Annotated in this window: 14 protein-coding genes; all 14 read right to left on the reverse strand. The window is 60.0% G+C overall.

Annotated features, from left to right (window positions below):
• Positions 1–11: 11 nt before the first annotated feature.
• Positions 12–830 carry a CheR family methyltransferase gene (locus tag RQP54_RS04410; protein ID WP_315676949.1) on the reverse strand — a complete coding sequence of 273 codons (819 nt, stop codon included), beginning with the start codon at positions 828–830 and terminating at the stop codon, positions 12–14.
• A gap of 3 nt (positions 831–833) precedes the next feature.
• Complete coding sequence (locus RQP54_RS04415; protein ID WP_315676950.1) at positions 834–1,802, reverse strand: chemotaxis protein; 969 nt, start codon at positions 1,800–1,802, stop codon at positions 834–836.
• A 48-nt stretch (positions 1,803–1,850) separates the two neighbouring features.
• Positions 1,851–3,863 (reverse strand): methyl-accepting chemotaxis protein, encoded by a 2,013-nt coding sequence (locus RQP54_RS04420; RefSeq protein WP_315676951.1) that lies wholly within the window; start codon positions 3,861–3,863, stop codon positions 1,851–1,853.
• A complete protein-coding gene (locus RQP54_RS04425; RefSeq protein WP_315676952.1) occupies positions 3,838–4,356 on the reverse strand; it encodes a PAS domain-containing protein in 519 nt (172 codons plus the stop codon). Before RQP54_RS04425 ends, RQP54_RS04420 begins: the two co-directional genes overlap by 26 nt.
• A gap of 20 nt (positions 4,357–4,376) precedes the next feature.
• A complete protein-coding gene (locus tag RQP54_RS04430) occupies positions 4,377–6,950 on the reverse strand; it encodes a methyl-accepting chemotaxis protein (protein ID WP_315676953.1) in 2,574 nt (857 codons plus the stop codon).
• Between the two features lie 149 nt (positions 6,951–7,099).
• Entirely contained in the window at positions 7,100–7,615 is a 516-nt protein-coding gene (locus RQP54_RS04435) for a chemotaxis protein CheW (RefSeq protein WP_315676954.1), read from the reverse strand.
• 21 nt (positions 7,616–7,636) lie between these two features.
• Positions 7,637–9,703 carry a methyl-accepting chemotaxis protein gene (locus tag RQP54_RS04440; protein WP_315676955.1) on the reverse strand — a complete coding sequence of 689 codons (2,067 nt, stop codon included), beginning with the start codon at positions 9,701–9,703 and terminating at the stop codon, positions 7,637–7,639.
• A 38-nt stretch (positions 9,704–9,741) separates the two neighbouring features.
• Positions 9,742–11,940: a chemotaxis protein CheA gene (locus tag RQP54_RS04445; RefSeq protein WP_315676956.1), complete on the reverse strand. Its 2,199-nt coding sequence runs from the start codon at positions 11,938–11,940 to the stop codon at positions 9,742–9,744.
• A gap of 2 nt (positions 11,941–11,942) precedes the next feature.
• Positions 11,943–12,239, reverse strand: coding sequence for an STAS domain-containing protein (locus RQP54_RS04450; RefSeq protein WP_315676957.1), 297 nt, complete (start codon positions 12,237–12,239; stop codon positions 11,943–11,945).
• Positions 12,240–12,310: 71 nt separating this feature from the next.
• Positions 12,311–12,676, reverse strand: a complete 366-nt coding sequence (locus RQP54_RS04455) for a response regulator (protein WP_315677749.1) — start codon at positions 12,674–12,676, stop codon at positions 12,311–12,313.
• Positions 12,677–12,686: 10 nt separating this feature from the next.
• Complete coding sequence (locus RQP54_RS04460; RefSeq protein ID WP_315676958.1) at positions 12,687–13,331, reverse strand: hypothetical protein; 645 nt, start codon at positions 13,329–13,331, stop codon at positions 12,687–12,689.
• 627 nt (positions 13,332–13,958) lie between these two features.
• Positions 13,959–15,152, reverse strand: a complete 1,194-nt coding sequence (locus RQP54_RS04465) for a phosphoglycerate kinase (RefSeq protein WP_315676959.1) — start codon at positions 15,150–15,152, stop codon at positions 13,959–13,961.
• Positions 15,153–15,241: 89 nt separating this feature from the next.
• The gene (locus RQP54_RS04470; protein ID WP_315676960.1) at positions 15,242–15,589 is read right to left on the reverse strand and encodes an AzlD domain-containing protein; all 348 of its coding nucleotides are present in this window, start codon (positions 15,587–15,589) and stop codon (positions 15,242–15,244) included.
• Between the two features lie 4 nt (positions 15,590–15,593).
• Complete coding sequence (locus RQP54_RS04475; protein ID WP_409997525.1) at positions 15,594–16,328, reverse strand: AzlC family ABC transporter permease; 735 nt, start codon at positions 16,326–16,328, stop codon at positions 15,594–15,596.
• Position 16,329: the final 1 nt, after the last annotated feature.

The raw sequence follows: 16,329 nt of genomic DNA on the forward strand, positions 1-16,329 counted from the left end.
TCGCATCTGCCTCACGGCAGCTTGCGGTAGGCGCCAGGTATCACCGGAGCAATGGGGGTTTTGCATGGCACCCGCCCCTCGGCGGTGCCGAGGAAAAACAGCCCGCCCGGCTTGAGCGTTGCCAGTACCCGGTCCACCACGTCGGTCTTGGTTGGCGGATCGAAATAGATCAGCACATTGCGCAAGAAGACCACATCAAAGGGGCCGATCCCTTCGAAGGGCTTGCACAGGTTCAATTGCCCGAAGCTGACCTTTTGCCGAACCTTCTCCTGCACCATAACCTGCCCTTGCGACGGCCCCTCGCCCCGCAAGCAATAGCGCCTCAGGCGTTCGGGCGTGACCGCACGCAATCGGTCCTCCGGATAAATGCCCTCTTTGGCGGCGAGCAACACACGATGGCTGATGTCCGTGGCCAGGATCGACCACCCCGAACCGATCTGTCCGCGCGTCTGCAAATCGAACAAGAGCATGGCCGTGCTGTAGGCCTCATCGCCGAACGAGGCCGCAGCACTCCAGACGTTGACGGTTTTCCCCGGACCATAGGCGGCCAGTTCCTGCTGCAAGAGCTCGTAATGCTTGGGTTCCCGGAAGAAATAGGTCTCGTTGGTGGTGAGCAGATCCACCGCCATCTGGAACTCAGCGCCCTGGGTCTCGTCCTGAAGGATGCGCACGTACTCGGCAAACCCACTCAGACCGAGTTTCTGGATCCTTGGGGTCAGGCGCGAATGGATCAAGGATTTCTTCGAGTCATTGAAGGCCAGCCCTGCGGCTTCGTACATGAGATCCGCAATGGCGCGGAACTCACGGTCACTGAATGGCAGCGTTGACATGCATTAATGGCGCGTTGCCGGCAACACCCGGCGTATCGTATCGGCCAATTCGCGCGGGACGAACTTGGCCACATACGCGTCCGCACCCACGGTCTTGACGTGGTTCTCATTCGTGGTTCCGGTCAAGCTGGAATGAATCACGACCGGAACGTTCTTGAAGCGGGAATCCTGCTTGATCAACCGGGTCAGCGTGAAACCATCCATTTCCGGCATTTCCAGATCCGAAAGCACCACGGCAATCCTGTCCCGGGCGGTCTGCCCCTGAGCCTGCGCCTCGTTGTGGATGGCAACCAACCGCTCCCACGCCTCTTTGCCCGACTTCACCATTTCGTACTTCGCGCCCATGGCCTGCAAACCGAGCTCGATGACCGACCGCGCGACGGCGGAATCGTCGGCCGCAAGGATGATGGTCCCAGGCGGGAGTTGCAGAGCAGGCCCTACGGCCTCCTTGTTGATTTCCTGCTTCTCTGCCTCGGGCATCACATTGCGCAGTATCTGCTCCACATCGAGCACCTGTGCCAATCTTGAATCGGACTTGGCACCATCGAGCCGGGCCAGGCTGGTGATCAGTGCACCGGCGTGGCTGCCTTCGGCAGGCAGCACCTGATCCCAATCCAGGCGTACGATTTCACGCACGTCCTCCACGGCAAATGCCTGCACGGTGCGGCCAAATTCAGTCACCATCAGAATGCCGAGACCCTTGCTCGGCTTGCACCCCACGACAGCGGGCAGATTGATGACGGGAATCAGTTGACCGCGAATGTTGGCCACGCCCATCATGTGCTCATGGGCATTGGCCAGTTCCGTCACTGGTGGCATCACAAGGACTTCACGCACCTTGAAGACGTTGATGCCAAACAACTCTCTCTGCCCCGACTGCGGTGCTTCGCCCAAGCGGAACAAGAGCAATTCGAACTTGTTGGTACCCGCCAGGCGTGTGCGCTCTTCGATTTCGGACTGCGATGACTTCATGGGACTACCCAATGTTGATGGCTTGAGGTGATTTGATCCGGGGCCAAATCAATATGGCTTGAAGTTGCCGCGCGCCGCGGACGGCGCGTGGGCACGAAAGTCCGTTCCCAGGCGCGGAATGCTGCGCCGCTCTGTACGCACATCGTGGCGGCTCGGAATGACTGTCTGGCGATCGTCACCGATTTGGAAGAACGCGATGCTCTGCTGCAGCTGCTCGGCCTGCCCGCTGAGCTCCTCGCTCGTGGCTGCCAACTGCTCCGAGGCACTGGCGTTCTGTTGTGTGGCCTTGGAGAGTTGCCCCATCGCCCCACCAATCTGCACCACGCTTTCGCTTTGCTCGGCACTGGCCGCAGCAATCTCCTGCACCAGCTCGCTGGTCTTCTGGATGCTGGGCACGATCTCGTCGAGCAGCTTGCCCGCACGCTCCGCCGTGGTCACCGAGTTGCCCGCCAGTTCGCCAATTTCCTTGGCCGCTTCCTGGCTGCGCTCGGCCAGCTTGCGCACCTCCGCCGCCACTACCGCAAAGCCTTTGCCATGCTCTCCCGCTCTCGCCGCCTCGATGGCCGCATTGAGCGCCAGCAGGTTGGTCTGGTAGGCAATGTCGTCGACGATGCCGATCTTGGCGGCAATCTGCTTCATGGCCCCCACCGTCTGTGTCACCGCTGCACCGCCTTCCACTGCTTCCTTGCTGGTCTTGGTGGCCATGCCGTCGGTGACCTTGGCGTTGTCGCTGTTCTGGCTGATCGAGGCACTCATGGTGTCGATCTGGGCCGTGGTTTCCTCCACGCTGGCGGCCTGTTCGCTGGCGGCCTGGCTCAAGGATTGCGCCGTGGCCGATACCTGGTTGGCCGCGCCCGTGAGCGCGTCGGCCGCCGAGCGCACTTCCCCCAGCACCCGCGCAAGGTTCTCCGCCGTCGCATTCGCGCTGTCCTTGACCTTGCCGAACAGGCCCTGGTAGTTGCGCTCAATCCGTTGGGTCAGATCACCGCGCGAGAAACTCTCGATCAGCTGTGCAATGTCGCTCAGGCCCTGTTCACTGTTTTCCATGACATGGTTCATGCCTTCGGCCAGCGTCGCAAAAAAGCCGGTTTTGCCCTCGGTACCCAAGCGTGTACTGAACTCCCCCTGCGCCGCGGCCTGCACCAGTCCTTGGAGTTCGTGCTCCGCGTGGACTTCGTCCGTGCGGTCGGCCCATTCCACGACGGTTCCCAGGCGCACGCCCTGCGCGTTGACGATCGGGCTTGCGGCAAGCGAGAAGTACAGGGTGCCGACTTGAATCTGGGTACGGTAGGTCGTCTGTAGTGCAGCCAGCATGCCGCGCTGGTGCGAGGGGTTCTTGTGGAACACGTCGATGTTCTGCCCGATGAGCTGGCGTGCATTGAAATGCGGGAGCACCTTGCGCAGCTCGGCCTCGTTGCGCTGCATCATGCTCGTCACCGTCTCGTTCATGTAGATGATGGTGTTGTCGGCGTCGGCAATCATCACGTTGGTGCTGCATTTGTCCAGGGCATTGCGGATGCGCAGGTTCTCGCCTGCCACACGCAATTCGCGCTCCTGCTGTGCCTGTTTTTCTGCTGCGGCGCGGGCCTCCTGCAGCACCTTCTCCTCCATATTCGCCAAGGACTGGTTGGTACCGTCCAATGACTGGCGGAAAGATCCATGCAGGCCCACTGCTTGCGCTCTGCGGAAATACTTGCCTTCGCTGGCGTGGTGCAGTGCGGTAGCCTGTTCCCGAAAGCAGGCCTCCAGCTGGTCCAGCATGTCATTGACGTCCCAGCACAGGTCATGAAAGTGACTTTTCGGGGGAATATGGGTAATCCGTCGGGCAAACGTGCCCTTGGCCACATCCTGGGCGATCGACTGGATTTGTGACAGTTGCCGTTCATTCTCACGCTGTGATCGGATCCAAAGCACCAAGACACAGAGAGCGGCCAGATTGACTGCACCACCAATCCAGTCCAGCTTACCGCTCCACCACTGCAGTGCCAAACCCGCCAGCAGCAGCGCCGCCAATGCGGCTCCGTAGCGCAGCGCTTCAGAGCGAGAGGACGAACTGCTCATAGCTCACTCCTTTGTCCTTCAGGATGTTCTGAACCAGCGCCAGTGAGGCATCGCAGGCGTCACGCGGCCCGGCACGCAGTTCCTCATCGAGCATGGCACGGTACAAGTCGGACACCGCACCGATGGCGCCACGCCGAGGCTGGCGACGGGCCGAGAAGAAACCTTCTATATGACCCTGCAGATCACGATTGGGGGTGACGTTGGCAAATACCCAGTAGAAACTGCCATCCTTGGACATGTTCTTCACGTAAGCGAAGATCTCATTGCCTTGTGACACCGTGTCCCACAGCAGCTTGAAGACCCCACGCGGCATGTCCGGGTGTCGAATGATGTTGTGTGAAGACCCAATGAGCTCTTGTTCGGTATAGCCAGAGAACTCAATGAAGATGCGGTTGCCGTAAGTGATGCGCCCTTTGAGGTCGGTCTTGGAGATGATGAAATCATCCTCCCGCATGACGCGTTCATTCTGCGTCGGTGTCACTCGGTACTTCATGGCGGCGCCTTTCCTTCACGTCAATAGGGCTTGAAGTTGCCACGACCTCCCCGCACAGGGGCCGGAGCCAGTCCTGCGCCCAAAGTTAGCACCTGCTGTTGGCGCGATCCTTGACGTCGGTCAACACCCGGCGACGCAACAGGCTCGCTCGCACCGATATGGAAGAACGCGATGCTCTGCTGTAGCTGCTCGGCCTGCCCACTGAGCTCCTCGCTCGTCGCTGCCAACTGCTCCGAGGCACTGGCGTTCTGTTGTGTGGCCTTGCTCAGCTGCCCCATCGCCCCACCGATCTGCACCACGCTCTCGCTTTGCTCGGCACTGGCCGCCGCAATCTCCTGCACCAGCTCGCTGGTCTTCTGGATGCTGGGCACGATCTCGTCGAGCAGCTTGCCCGCACGCTCCGCCGTGGTCACCGAGTTGCCCGCCAACTCCCCAATTTCCTTGGCCGCTTCCTGGCTGCGCTCGGCCAGCTTGCGCACTTCGGCTGCCACTACCGCAAAGCCCTTGCCATGCTCTCCCGCCCTCGCCGCCTCGATGGCCGCATTGAGCGCCAGCAGGTTGGTCTGGTAGGCAATGTCGTCGACGATGCCGATCTTGGCGGCGATCTGTTTCATCGCCCCCACCGTCTGGGTCACCGCTGCACCGCCTTCCACCGCTTCCTTGCTGGTCTTGGTGGCCATGCCGTCGGTGACCTTGGCGTTGTCGCTGTTCTGGCTGATCGAGGCACTCATGGTGTCGATCTGGGCCGTGGTTTCCTCCACGCTGGCGGCCTGTTCGCTGGCAGCCTGGCTCAAGGACTGGGCCGTGGCTGATACCTGGTTGGCTGCGCCCGTGAGCGCGTCGGCCGCCGAGCGCACTTCCCCCAGCACCCGCGCAAGGTTCTCCGCCGTCGCATTCGCGCTGTCCTTGACCTTGCCGAACAGGCCCTGGTAATCGCCCGCCATCCGCCGCGTCAGGTTACCGTCGGCAAATGCTGCCAGTACCTCGGCAACCTCATTGAGTCCACGTTCGCTGGTATCCATCAATTGGTTCATACCATCGGAAAGCGTTGCAAAGAACCCTTCCTTGCCTTCCCTGTCGAGTCGAATACCGAATTCGCCTTCAGATGCCGCATGGACCAGTGCAGCCACCTCGTTTTCGATGCCGACCTCGGCGGTGCGGTCTGCCCACTCCACGACAGTACCGAGCCGCACGCCCTCCGCATTGAGAATCGGGCTGGCAGCGAGGCTGAAATGCAAGGCACCAACCTGAATCTTGGTTCTGTAGGTTCCCTTCAATGTGGCCAACAATCCGCGCTGGTGGGCAGGGTTCTTGTGGAATACGTCGATGCTCTCGCCAATCAGCTTCCTCGCATCGAATTGCGGCAAGGACTTGCGCAACTCACTTTCGTTGCGTTGCATCATCGCCGTCACGGCCTCATTCATGTAGATGATGGTGTTCTCCGCATCGGCAATCATGACATTGGTACTGCACTTGTCCAACGCATTGCGGATGCGTGTGTTCTCGCTCAGGAGTTTCATTTCGAGCTCACGTGCCGCCAGCTCTGCAGTTCTATCCTGCCACTCCACCACCGTGCCCGCACGACCACCACCATCTGCCATGATGGGCGTGGCGATCAGGCCAAACGTCCTTCCTCCGATCTTGATCGTCGCCCGATGGGCCTGGCGCAACCTGGAAAGTATTTCGCGCTGGTGTGCCGGGTTCTTGTGGAAGATGTCGATGTTACTGCCCATGACCTTGACGACCTGGAAGTTGGGCAGCTCTTTCTGGATGTCCTGCTCGGCCTGCCGCAGCATTTCGGTCACCGACTTGTTCATGAACATGATGTTGTGGTCTGCATCGGCAATCATCACATTGCCGCTCACCGCTTCCAGCGCGGTGCGCAGCCGCAGGTTGTAGGCATTGGCCTCATTGGCTTCTTTGAGTTTGCCAAGGATCACTATCAATGGCGCCATCAATTGGCCAATTTCGCTGGCGTTGGTTTCGATTTCGGTTTCTAAATCACCTCCCGCCACCTTGCGCGCGGTATCCAAAGCACGGTTCAACGGCGCCGTGATACTCACTGTAATGAGAAGGCCCACCACGATCGACAAAAGAACTGCACCACCCGCGATGTACATGGCAGTTTGATTGATCTTGTCACTGCGTTCTTGCGAAGACCCCAAGCCAGCCTTCATCTGTGCCACTTGGGTTTTCACAAACGGTGCCATGGCCTTCTGCAGGTCTTCGCTGGCCTGGTCGAAGCCCCCCATCAGCTTGTTTCCGGCGTCGGGGCCACCCGCCACATACGCCTTGGCCATGGTGACGCCCGCCTGGTAATACGTGTCCACCTTCGGGCGTAGCTCCCGAATCGCCCTCAAGTCCTCAGTTTCGTTAATTTCCACAAAATGCTTTTCCAGCGTGCCCAAAGCCGCAATGAGCGCTTCGTAGTTCTTTTCCGCTTTTTCAAAACCGTCATCGAGCCCATCCTTGCCACGCGTCGCGGAGACGTCGCTCAAGAATTGCTGAATCTGCACCACCTGCTTGTCCATGGCCATGGCCAGCACAGCGTGTTCGACACTTTCGTCGGAAGCTTCCTTGACGACGCGCTTCATTTCACCCAACTGCCCATTGAGCCAGACAGTGAAAACCAAGAAAACTAGCACGGGCAGCGCAAACCCAAGCAATATGCGTGTGCGGATGGAGGGCTGAAGTAGGCTCATGAGGTAATCAGTCAAGAAGATGCTTGGGATGGTGCGATTCGTTAGCGGTTATGGCGCTCCACGATGGATGCCATTTCATCCAGGCTGAGCGCTTTGTCGGTATCGATGATCGGGATGAAGTCACCTTCAACCTTCCCCATTCCACGAAGGAACTCGCGCGCAATCGAGGTTCCGAACGTAGGGGGCGGCTCGACGTTGTGGTCCGCGATATCAATGACCTCACTGACCGCATCCACCATCAAACCCAACTCCTGCTTCTCGCCTTGATTGCTGGCATCAAAGATGACAATGCAGGTTTTCTTTCCCATGCGCGAGTTGTCCCGACCAAAACGCGACTGAAGATCGATCACGGGCACCACCGCGCCCCGGAGATTGATGACGCCACGCACGAAATCTGGCATCAGCGGAACCACAGTCATGTTGGCGTGCTGGATGATTTCCCGGACCGTGCGGATATCCATCGCAAAGACTTCGTCGCTGAGACTGAAGGTGAGGAATTGCTGTGTCGGTCCAGACCGGCCCAGTGAATCTTCCAGCGTACCTGCTTCAATGCTCATGGTGCACCTTTCCTAAACGTCCTAATAGGGCTTGAAATTGCCAGAGGCCAGCCTGCTGCTTGTAGCAATCGGCACCATGCGGGAGCCGAACAACTCGCCATTGGGGCGGGGCAGGCGCGAAGGGCTGGGCGCCCTGTCGTCGGACAAAGTGAAAAACCCCACTGAATCCTGCAGTTGCTGTGCTTGCCCGCTGAGCTCCTCGCTCGTGGCAGCCAACTGTTCCGAGGCACTGGCGTTCTGCTGCGTGGCCTTGGAGAGTTGCCCCATCGCCCCACCAATCTGCACCACGCTTTCGCTTTGCTCGGCACTGGCAGCAGCAATCTCCTGCACCAGCTCGCTGGTCTTCTGGATGCTGGGCACGATCTCGTCGAGCAGCTTGCCCGCACGCTCCGCCGTGGTCACCGAGTTGCCCGCCAACTCCCCAATTTCCTTGGCCGCTTCCTGGCTGCGCTCGGCCAGCTTGCGCACCTCCGCCGCCACCACGGCAAAGCCTTTGCCATGCTCTCCCGCTCTCGCCGCCTCGATGGCCGCGTTGAGCGCCAGCAGGTTGGTCTGGTAGGCGATGTCGTCGACGATGCCGATCTTGGCGGCAATCTGCTTCATGGCCCCCACCGTTTGGGTGACCGCTGCACCGCCTTCCACCGCTTCCTTGCTGGTCTTAGTGGCCATGCCGTCGGTGACCTTGGCGTTGTCGCTGTTCTGGCTGATCGAGGCACTCATGGTTTCCATTTGCGATGTCGTCTCTTCCACGCTGGCGGCCTGTTCGCTGGCAGCCTGACTCAAGGACTGGGCCGTGGCCGATACCTGGTTGGCCGCGCCCGTGAGCGCGTCGGCTGCAGCACGTACTTCGCCCAGCACCCGCGCCAGGTTGCTGCAACTGGCATTGGCATCTTCTTTCAATTGGCTGAATACACCTCCCGAGTCGTGCTCGATACGCTGTGTCAAATCACCTGCAGCAAGACCAGAAAATACCCGCACAACGTCCTGAATGGCGCGCGCCATGATTTCGGAGGTGGCGTTGGCGTCTTCCTTGAGTTGACCGAAACTGCCCTCGTAGTGGCGTTCCACCCGCTGCCCCAAGTCACCTTTGGCCAAAGCACCAAAGACACGGGCCACATCGGAAAAAATCTGCGCAGTGGTTTCCAGCATGCTGTTAATGCCGACGCACAGCTCGCCAACCGGGCCCGACTTTCCTTCCAAGGAGATGCGCCGCGTCAGATCCCCGCGCATGGCCGATTGCGTGACCCCTTGCGCCTCGACCACTGCTTGGCGCAACATTTCATTGGCCAGCACCTCCTCCGTGACATCGGTCGCGATCTTGATGACTTTGACCACCCGGCCCATTTCGTCAGTGATCGGTGCATAGGTTGCCTGCAAGCACAGGCGCTTGCCGGCCTTGGTTCGGCGCTCGAAAACACCTTGCTGGATCTGGCCACCCGCGAGGTCGCGCCAGAACTGCGCATACTCTGGCGATGCCACCAATTGGGCGTCACAGAAGATACGGTGGTGCTGCCCCTTGATTTCGCGTTCCTCGTATCCAGTAGCCGAACAGAAGTTCTTGTTCGCCTTCAGGATATTGCCCTGCAGGTCGAACTCAATGAAGGCATACGAGGCATCCAGAGCATTGAGGATGCCGCGCGCATTGTGCCGCTCCAACTCCGTTTCGGTGATGTCGTACCGCACGCCGAGGTACTTCATGGGCTTACCGTTTTCACCCAATATGGGAGCGATCACGGCATCCACGTAATACGGCGTTCCATCCTTGGCACGGTTCTTCACCACGCCACGGAAGATCTCACCATGCCCAATCGTGGACCACATTTGCTTGAACACCTCCTTGGGCATGTCAGGGTGCCGCGTCGTGTTGTGCGGGTGTCCGATCAGTTCCTCGCGACTGTATTTAGAGACATCCAGGAACTTCTGGTTGATGCTCAGGATATCGCCCTTCTTGTCCGCTTCCGACACGATACTGGTCATGTTCATGATGTCGGTACGGACCTTGAGTTCCGCTTCCAGCTCGGCGATGCGCTGCTCCAGTTGAGCACCATGAACCAATCGGGTCCACAAAGATGTGTTTTTGGCTGCCATAGGTCTCCCCTTCGATTAATTGAAAACGCCTTGCCGAATCAGGCCGACACACCGTGGTGATGTTTCGTGCTTGTCACCAGTTCACCCAGCGAGTTCACGTCGAGGATCAGCGCCACTTCACCACTGCCCAGGATGCTGGAGCCGGATATCCCGCGTACCGACTTGAACAGCCTTCCCAGTGGTTTGATCACTGTTTGCTGCTGCCCGAGCAGCACCTCAACTTCAATCCCATACTGCCCCTTGTCGGAATTGACCACGACCACGCTCACGCGATCGGTGTGTTGGGTCTCGACACCATAGAGAGAACGCAGCCGCACCACCGGCAGCATGGCGCCACGCAGCTCCAGACAATGGCGTCCGCTGGCATCGACACGCACATTGCGTCCAGCTGCCTCAATCACCTCCACGACGGTTTCCAGTGGAAGCACGAACTTGGACCGCCCCACCCCGACCATGAAGCCATCGATGATGGCCAAGGTCAGAGGCAGACGGATATCAACGATCAGGCCGTGGCCGGGATTGCTGAGCAGTTTGATGGAGCCGCGCAGACTCTCGATGTTGCGCTTGACGACATCCATACCAACACCCCGGCCCGACAGATTGGTTACCTGCTCGGCGGTAGAGAACCCCGGCTCGAAGATCATCATGTTGATGACGTCGTCACTGGGCACCACACCAGCTTCGATCAGACCCTTGTTCCAGGCACGCTGCAGCACGCGATCTCGGTTGATGCCGCGCCCATCGTCTTCAATGCGAATCAGGATGGCGCCGGTTTCATGCTGGGCACTGAGCACCAGCTTACCCTGCGGTGACTTGCCCGCGGCCACGCGCTCCTGTGGAGGTTCCAGACCATGGTCGAGGGAATTCCGCACCAGGTGCATGAGCGGGTCCGCGATCTTTTCGACCATGGATTTGTCGAGCTCGGCGTCTCCGCCAACGATCTCGAAATTGACCTCCTTGCCCAGACTTGCTGCGGTGTCCCGCACAACCCGACGGAAGCGGCTGAAGGTCTCCCCCACAGGAACCATGCGCAATCCCAGGGTGCCATTTCGAATTTCTTCGATGAGGCTGTTCATGTGCAGGTTGGCTTCCAGCAGATTGATTTGCCGACTTTCACGCGCCAGCATGGTGGCTCCCGCGCCAGCGATCACCAGCTCACCCAGCAGATTGATGACTGCATCCAGGCGATCCGCCTGCACGCGGATGTACCGCTCTTCGGTGGCGGTGACGGCTTCCTTGATCTTCTGCTGCTTACCCAGGGCTGCCTGCACTGCCTCGGCAGGGACCCCTGCCTGGGCCTCCAAAAGGTCGCCGATCTTGGCCTTCGGTACCGATGGCATGCCCGCTGTATGTTCCTGGGTGGACAAGACTTGTGCCAGCTTGTCCGGCGTCACGGCCCCCACTTGGACCAGCATGTCGCCCAGACGCGGCGTCTCAGGAATGGATTCGATGGCACGCGCCAACTTCTGCCCCGGTGTTTCTGGTGCTTGGACATCGAGTTCGCAATCGTCCATGACGAAACTGAACGCACCCTCAATGTCGTCCCGGCTTGCCGCGGACTCCAGCTCCATCACAAAGCTCAGATAGCAGCTCTCGGGGTTGATGTTGACCAGCGGAGGAACCGTGTCGATTCCACATTTCATGGCGACCACATTACCCAGGCCACCGAGGTAACGTGCAATGGACAGGGGATCCATACCATTGCGGAAGGTATCCGGTCCGAACCGGGCAGAGATGGTCCATACCGCTGGCCCGCTGTTCGACGGCACGTCTGCGGCCTCCGGCGCGCTGGTCTGTGCGGTGGGTGCCACCGCCGATGTTCCGCTGCTCAAGGCCGTGAGTTGCACGATCAGGTCGGCGCGCAGATCCTTCTGGTCCTGCGTGTCCGCCGCTTCATCGAGTGCAGTGTCAACGAGGTACTTGATCTGGTCATTGCACTGCAGCAGCAGCGTGTTGATGTCGGGGGTGAGCGCCACGTCGCCGTCCCGCATCTTGTCCAGCAGGGTTTCCACATGGTGCGTAAAGTCCACCACCCGCGACAGCCCGAAAATGCCCGCCGAGCCCTTGACCGTATGGGCACAGCGGAACAAGGAGTCGAGCAATTCCCGGTTGTCTGGCTGCTCCTCCAACTCAAGCAGCAGCGCTTCGATGGCCTCGATTTGTTCGGCAGCCTCGCTGATGAAGGCAGGCATCGCCTGCGCTATGAAGTCCCGATCTGCGTCGCTTGTGGCAGCCATGGTCACACTCCAGCCTGTTGGGAATCCAAGGACTCAAGCCACTGCTTGAACCCCAAGGTTTTGCATGCGTCGATGAACACCTCACTGGCGTCAACCAGCCTCCATGAGATTTCCTGGTTGCCCAACGCTGCCAGCAACTGCAATCCGGCGCCATCGATTTCCGCCACTTGCGCCGCGGATATTTCCAGCCTGTCATGCCCTTTGGCGCCTTGCTCTGCCGCCCACGCCAATAGGGCGTCACGCGATTCGAGCGCAGTGTAGATATTCCACTCGGAGGGGAGATCAAACTTCTTGCCCATGGGAGACTCCTGCTCTGTCACCAATCAACCGCCCTGTCGGGCGTGCACCACCGTGTGTAAGTGACGATGGCCTATGCGCACAGCTTGCCAACAGCAGAAACCAGCTGGGTCGGAGAAAAAGGCTTGACCATCCAAGCCTTGGCTCCGGCCGCCTTGCCTTCTTCCTTCTTGGATTCCTGGCTTTCGGTGGTCAGCATGAGGATCGGCATGAATTTGTAGGCTGCGAGTTTTTTCGCCTCTTTGACAAACTCGATGCCATTCATGTTCGGCATGTTGACGTCGCAAACCACCATGTTGACCTGTCGCCCATCCAGCAGAGCCAAGGCAGCTTTGCCGTCGCCCGCCTCGATGACGTTGTAGCCCGCGCCCGTGAGCGCCATCTTGACCACTTGGCGCAAGCTTGCAGAGTCGTCGACGATCATTACTGTCTTTGTCATTTCGCCCTCATCAGAAAAAAGTCGTTTCTTCATTCCCCACAGCACCATCGCGCGCACCATCATGGTTCTCGCGTTGCTCTTTCATGGCGTATTGCGATGCCAACTGCGCAAGCCACTCTTCGGACCGAGGCACGCCTGTAGATTGGTCCTGCAAGGTGTGTTGCATGCGGTCAATATCGCTCTCCAACAGCGCCATCATCTGACTGATGCGATCCTGAAACTGGAACGCAATATACATGCGCTCGACCTGCGCCGCGACCATTTGGGTTTCGTGGGAGAACGGCTTGGCAATTTGCTCCAGCGCCTCTACCGCGCTCTGCACCAAGCCCAGTGCGGTGCGTATGGCCTGCGCCGACGCTTGGGACAACCCAGGATCCGCCAGCACAGGTGCCAGTGTGCGCTCGCAAGCCGCCGTCAATTTGGTGATCCCGCCATCGGCCTGGGACAGTGCTTGGGTGATTTCCAGTGCCTGGCGTTCCGCTCGGTTGATGTGGGGGTCAATGTCGGAAAAGGCCTGCAGCATCTGCGACACAGCCTGCTCGGACTGCAAACGGGACTCTGCAAGATGCCGCACCCAGACCGGTATGACGGAAGCACACAATTGCACTTTCGCCCGGGCCACTCCATCGTCATTTGCTGTTGGTGTATTTTTCATGAAACGCCGAAACGAGAGTTCTTTGTAACATGGTATTACCGAATTCACCATTTGGGTATCGGCAGTTGGTCCCAGACTCCCGCGCATTTGTCACTGCGGCGAAACCGCGTGGCAGGGGCCGTGGCAGCCAACGCCCCGCTAGGACCAGCACGTTTCGGCTGAAAGTTGTGAGACTCCAGCGGACGGTGGGGGCTGGAGCCGTCGTGGAAAATGCCAGCGGTGCTGCAGCGTCTGAGGATTCTTCGCACCGACTGGCCACGGGTCTTGTGGCACTGCATTTCCATCTGCCGCCAGACCATGGAGCTACCCCGGGCCGTTTCCTTCCGGAATCGCAGCGCCAAGACCACACGAGGCTGCCAGATACCCCGCGCATCCGAAGGAGTTGAGGCACCTGGCGCTGCATGCAAATGCCGCCCATGCATCTCCCCTGTGATTGGCGGCTTCGGCACTCTCGCAACACGGAGACTCCCCGCCAGAGAACGCAATGGAACCACAGGCATGGGGGGCCTGGCAATTCACCTGACAGCCTCACTAAATCTGGCAAATACCCCGGAGCATCCGGGGTAGATAGCTACAACTTTCAGAGCAACCCACGCAATGGGTGCACTGGGGTTCTCCCGTGCCGCATCAGCTCTGAGCGCGCTTCTGCAGTATTTCGAAGGCTGGCAGGGTCTTGCCTTCCAACACCTCAAGGAAGGCACCACCACCGGTGGAGATGTAGCCCACTTGCTTCTCAATGCCGTATTTGGCGATGGCGGCCAGGGTGTCGCCACCGCCGGCAATGGAAAAGGCCGGAGATTCTGCAATGGCCTGGGCCACCACCTTGGTGCCGTTCTCGAAGGCTGCGAACTCAAACACACCCACGGGGCCATTCCAGACGATGGTACCGGCCACCTTGAGCTGAGCGGCCAGCTTGGCTGCGGTCTCGGGGCCGATGTCCAGGATCAGGTCGTCATCGGCAACCTCGTTGGCTTTCTTGACGGTGGCAGGCGCATCGGCGGCAAAGGTCTTGGCGCAGACCACGTCGGTAGGAATCGGCACCTCGGCGCCACGGGCCTTCATGGCCTCGATCACGGCCTTGGCTTCACCGACGAGGTCGGCCTCGGCCAGGCTTTTCCCGATCTTCAAACCGGCCGCCAGCATGAAGGTATTGGCAATGCCACCGCCAACAATGAGCTGGTCCACATTCTTGGCCAGGCTTTGCAGGATGGTGAGCTTGGTCGACACCTTGGACCCGGCCACGATGGCGGCCAAGGGGCGCTTCGGATTGGCCAGCGCCTTGCTGATGGCGTCGATCTCGGCTGCCAGCAGCGGACCGGCACAGGCAACCGGCGCGAACTGGGCGATACCGTAGGTGGTGCCTTCGGCGCGGTGGGCAGTCCCGAAGGCATCGTGCACGAAGATGTCGCACAGTGCGGCCATCTTCTTGCTCAGCTCTTCGTTGCACTTCTTTTCCCCCTTGTTGACGCGGCAGTTCTCGAGCAGTACCAGCTGCCCAGGTGCTACCTGCACGCCATCGACCCAGTTGGCCAGCAGTGGGACTTCTCGCCCCAACAGCTCGCCCATGCGTTTGGCCACCGGTGCCAACGAGTCTTCGGGCTTGAACTCGCCTTCCGTCGGACGGCCGAGGTGCGAGGTGACCATGACCGCAGCGCCTGCGGCCAAGGCCATCTGGATGGCGGGAACGCTGGCCCGGATGCGGGTGTCCTCGGTGATGTTGCCCGCATCATCTTGCGGTACGTTCAGGTCAGCACGGATGAAAACGCGCTTGCCAGCGACTTTGCCTTGTGCACACAGGTCAGAGAAACGGATGACGTTCATGGACAGCCTTCGGTAGTTGGAATGCAGATTGCCGGGAATTGTAAAAGCGCACGGCCCGGCGCCTTGCACGCCCGAACAGCCTCGGCAAGCTACCAGCCGAGACCAATGTGCAGGGGCAAGTACACCGCCATGCCCGAAAGGATGGTGCCCAGCACTGCCTGCCCCGAACCCCGCCTCCATGCGAAATACGCCACACCTGCGCCCACGGCGTAAATGCGGGCATCCTGCCAGGTGTGGATGACCGCGCCGTGGGCCATCAGGACTTCGGGCACGACGACGGCGGACAGTGCGGCGATCGGTGCGTACTGCAGCCCACGGTTGGCCCATTCGGGCAGCTTCCATTCTCGTTCGCTGATGAAAAAGAAGGAGCGCGAGATGACGGTGACACAGGCCATGGCCAGAATGGTCAGCAGCGTGTGCAGGTCCGAGGAGTCCATTGGCCTATCCTTCCGTCGTCACGCGGTCCCGCCGGAAATGCTCCAGCGCCAGACAAGCCAGAACCGCCGACCCGATGGCGACCAGTATGTTGAGCTTGAGAGGCAAGGCAAAAACCGCAACGGCCGCCGCACCGGCGACAGCTGCCGATATCCAGCGCAGCCGTGTGGTTGCCAGCGAACACAGCATGCCCACCAGGGCCAGCACCCCCGCAAAACCCAGCCCCCACGCGGTGGGAATGAGGTTGGCCAACACGATGCCGATGACACTGCAGACAGTCCAGCTAGCCCAGTTCACCGAACCGTTGCCGGCCAGGTAAGCCATCTGCGCCTTGCGGTCTTCTTCGCCATGCCCCGGAGTCGGAAAGTGCTTCACAAACAGCACGTACGTGAGATCAGCCGTGAAATACCCGGTTACCAGACGCTGCCAGCGTGGCAGGTGCATCACGTAGTGACGCATGTGGGCACTGAACACCACGAAACGCAGGTTCACACAGAAGGCAGTCGCCAGGATCACCCATACGGGAGCACCGCCCATGATCAGGGGAATGGCAGCCAGCTGGGAGCTGCCCGCAAACACGGTAAGGGCCATGGCCAGGGATAGCCATACGCCCATACCGGACTTGACCATCGCAACCCCGGTCATCAGACCCCAGGCGGCGATACCCGGCGCCACCGCCGCCATGTCCTTGGCACCGGCCGCAAAGGCCGGGTGCCGCCTGAGTCCGGGCAGGAAGAACACG

Source organism: Curvibacter sp. APW13, from assembly GCF_032337135.1.
GTDB lineage: Bacteria > Pseudomonadota > Gammaproteobacteria > Burkholderiales > Burkholderiaceae_C > Allorhodoferax.